The sequence below is a fragment of the Arhodomonas sp. KWT genome (assembly GCF_010993615.1).
Genome location: NZ_WNXE01000237.1, coordinates 1 through 3229 on the forward strand (window position 1 = coordinate 1; position 3229 = coordinate 3229).

Annotated in this window: 3 protein-coding genes; 1 reads left to right on the forward strand and 2 read right to left on the reverse strand. The window is 74.9% G+C overall.

The annotated features are described in order from the left end of the window. Positions 1 to 239 precede the first annotated feature (239 nt). Positions 240 to 1106 carry a CoA ester lyase gene (locus G7A99_RS17200; RefSeq protein WP_163142424.1) on the forward strand — a complete coding sequence of 289 codons (867 nt, stop codon included), beginning with the start codon at positions 240 to 242 and terminating at the stop codon, positions 1104 to 1106. Between the two features lie 15 nt (positions 1107 to 1121). Here G7A99_RS17200 and G7A99_RS17205 read toward each other — a convergent pair whose 3' ends face one another. Together G7A99_RS17205 and G7A99_RS17210 are read right to left on the reverse strand one after the other, a co-directional pair. Then, positions 1122 to 2450: an ATP-binding protein gene (locus G7A99_RS17205; protein WP_205599897.1), complete on the reverse strand. Its 1329-nt coding sequence runs from the start codon at positions 2448 to 2450 to the stop codon at positions 1122 to 1124. Beyond that, complete coding sequence (locus G7A99_RS17210) at positions 2447 to 3106, reverse strand: response regulator transcription factor (RefSeq protein ID WP_163142427.1); 660 nt, start codon at positions 3104 to 3106, stop codon at positions 2447 to 2449. The genes G7A99_RS17205 and G7A99_RS17210 overlap by 4 nt, the downstream gene beginning before the upstream one ends. Positions 3107 to 3229: the final 123 nt, after the last annotated feature.

The window sequence follows — 3229 nt, forward strand, 5'->3', positions numbered from 1 at the left end:
GGTGCGCCGGTTCGAGTACCGCTCCCGCGCGCCGGTGTTCGACGACATGGCCTTCACCACCGCCGGCGTGCCCGAGGACGACGGCGCGCGCCTGTGGGTCACCCGGCCGGACGGGGCGCTGGCGCTGACCGGCCGGGTGGAATGACCGCGGAGACGGGGACAGGGCGGGCGTATCGCGGCCTCACCGCCCCCGTCGCGAGCCGGGCCGCCAGAGCGCCCGGCGGAAAGGGAGGAACGAGATGACGCAATGGCCCGGCTGGCGGTCGCTCCTGTTCGTGCCCGCCGACAACGAGCGCCTGCTGGAGAAGGCGGGACGGCGTGGTGCCGACGCCTGCATCCTGGATCTGGAGGACGCCGTCGCCCCCGGGCGGCGGCCGGCGGCGCGGGCCGCCCTGCCCGAGGCGGTCGCCCGGCTGGCGGCCGACGGCGTCGCCGTGCTGGTGCGCGTCAACGCCGGCACGCGGGCGCAGGTCCACGACCTGGAGGCCGCCGTCGGGCCGTCGCTGGCGGGCATCGTGCTGCCCAAGGTCGAGCACGCCCACGAGCCCGTGGTCACCGACGGAATCCTCACCGACCTGGAGACGGAGCGGGGGCTGGAACCGGGCGGGGTGCCGGTGATCGGCATGATCGAGAGCGCCCGGGGGCTGCTCGCTGCCGGCGAGCTGGCCGCGGCCACGCCGCGTCTGGCGGCCCTGGCGCTGGGCCCGGAGGACCTGGCCCTGGACCTGGGCGGCACGCCCGGGGCGGCGGTGCTCACCGAGCCCGCCCGCCGCGTCGCCTGGGCGGCGCGGGCGGCGGGGATCGAGGCCATCGGTTTCCCCGGCTCCATCGGCAACTACACGGATCCCGGGCGTCTCGCCGCCGAGCTGGAGACCGCCCAGGGCCTCGGTTTCTCGGGGGCGCTGTGCATCCATCCCGCCCAGATCGAGCCCGTCCACGCGGCGTTCGCGGTCAGCGGGGCGGACCTGGACTGGGCCCGGCGCGTGGTCGACGCCGCCCCGTCGGACGGCGCGGTGTTCTCCGTGGACGGCCGGATGGTGGACCGCCCGGTGCTCCTGCGCGCCCGCGCGCTGCTGGCCCGGGGTGAGCGTCAGAGGGCACGCTGACCGGCGTGCCCGTGCTCACGCCGGACGGGGGCCATCCGGCAGGATGACCGCCGCCTCGACGCCGTCGGTGCGGCCGGTGGCGGGGGAGTTCAGGGTCACCGAGACCCCGGCGCCCTCGGCGATCGCCTCGACGATGGCGAGTCCGAGCCCGGTGCCGCCGGGCCCGGTCGCCCCCCGCCGGAAGCGGGCATGCAGCTGCCGGAGCGTGGCGGCGGGTATCACGGGCGAGTCGTTGATCACCCGCAGGCGCCGGGCGCCGTCCACCACCACCGCCACCGGGCTGTCCGCCGGGCTGTGACACAGGGCGTTCTCGATGAGGTTGCGCAGCAGGATGGCGAAGCCGTCCGGGTCCAGCGCGCCGGCGAGCTGCACACCGTCCGGTACCGTGAGCGTGACGCGATCGCCGCTGCCGGCGGGGCGGCGGAACTCGTCGACGACCAGCGTGAGCACGTCGTCGAGGGGCTGGGGCGTGTCGGCGGCGAAGACCCCGGCCTCGGCGCGGGCGAGCTGCATGAGCTTCTCCGAGACCCGGGCGAGGTGACGCAGGCCGGCCTCGATGTGACGCGCGCGCTCGTGCACCGCCGGGTCGTCGGTGTCGGCGAGCAGCCGCTGGGTATGGCCCAGGGCCCCGGCGATGGGTGTGCGCAGCTCGTGGGCGCTGTTGGCCGTGAAGCTGCGTTCCGCCGCCAGTGCATCACGCAGCCGCGCCATCAGGCGGTTGACGGCATCCGCCAGCGGGCGGATTTCCGCGGGCAGGCCGTTCGCGGTCAGCGGCGCCAGGTCGCCGGGGGCGCGGCGCTCGATCTCGCCGCGCAGCGAGAGCACCGGCGCGGTGGTCCGGCGCACCACCCACCACACGCCGAGCAGGCTCAGCGGCACCAGCAACGGCAGCGGCAGGAGCAGGCTCAGGGTCGTCTCCATCGCCGCCTCGCGGCGGTGGGCGAGGGGCTCGGCGACCTGGATGAGCAGACCGGTGTCGGCGTCGCGCTCGGTGAACACCCGGTGCGACGCGGTGGTGACGAAACCGGGCCGCGACGGTGCGGGGAAGCCGGTGTCGCGGGCATTGCGGGAGCTCAGCACCACCCGGCCGGCGGCGTCGCGGACGCGGTAGGTGAGCAGCCCCTCGCCGGCGCCGACCGTCGTCGGTTCCCTGCCGGCCGGCCCCGCGGCCCCGAGCGCCAGCAGCCGGTGTGCGGCCTGTGCCAGGGACTCGTCATAGGCCTCGTTGAGCTCGTGACGAACCAGCACCCACGATAGCCCCGTGGCCACCAGCCACAGCGCGAGCACACCGGCGGTGAGCATCGCCGCCAGGCGCCGGCGCAGGCTGAAGGTCCCGCCGCTCACGAGCGCACCATCCGGTAGCCGAGGCCCCGTTCCGTGGCGATCAGGCCCGTGCCGAGCTTCTTGCGTAGCCGGCTGATGTAGACCTCGATGGTGTTGCTCTCCACCTCGGCGCCGAAGGCGTAGAGCCGGTCTTCGAGCTGGCCCCGCGAGAGCACGCGTCCGCGGCTGTGCACCAGCGCCTCCAGCAGCGCCCACTCACGCTGGGTCAGGCGCACCGGCTCGCCATCGCGGAGGACGGTGCGCGCGGCCTCGTCGATCACGACCCCCGCCACCTCGATTCGCGGTCCGGCGTCGCCGGCGCTGCGCCGGCCCACGGCGAGCACGCGGGCGGAGAGCTCGGCGAGGTCGAAGGGTTTCACCAGGTAGTCGTCTGCGCCGGCCCGCAGGCCGCGGATCCGGTCCGATATCTGGTCCCGGGCGGTGAGGATGATCACCGCCAGCCCGTCGCCGCGCCCGCGCAGCTCGCCGAGCAGCGCGAGACCGTCGCCGTCGGGCAGCATCAGGTCGAGCAGGCAGAGGTCGTAGGCCACCGCCGCCAGGGCGTGCCGGGCCCGGCAGAGGTGGTCTACCCGGTCGACGGCGTGCCCGTCGGCGGCGAGCTGATCGACGACGGCGGTGCCCAGGCTTGCGTCGTCCTCCACCAGCAGTATGCGCATGGCCGTCCCCTTCGGTGTCCGGGGGGCGATTGTAACCCGGAGACCAGCTTCACGATTCGTCACCGTCTTTCAGGATCCTGTCAGGTTGCGCCGGGATGATGGCCACCGTCATTCGGTGATTGA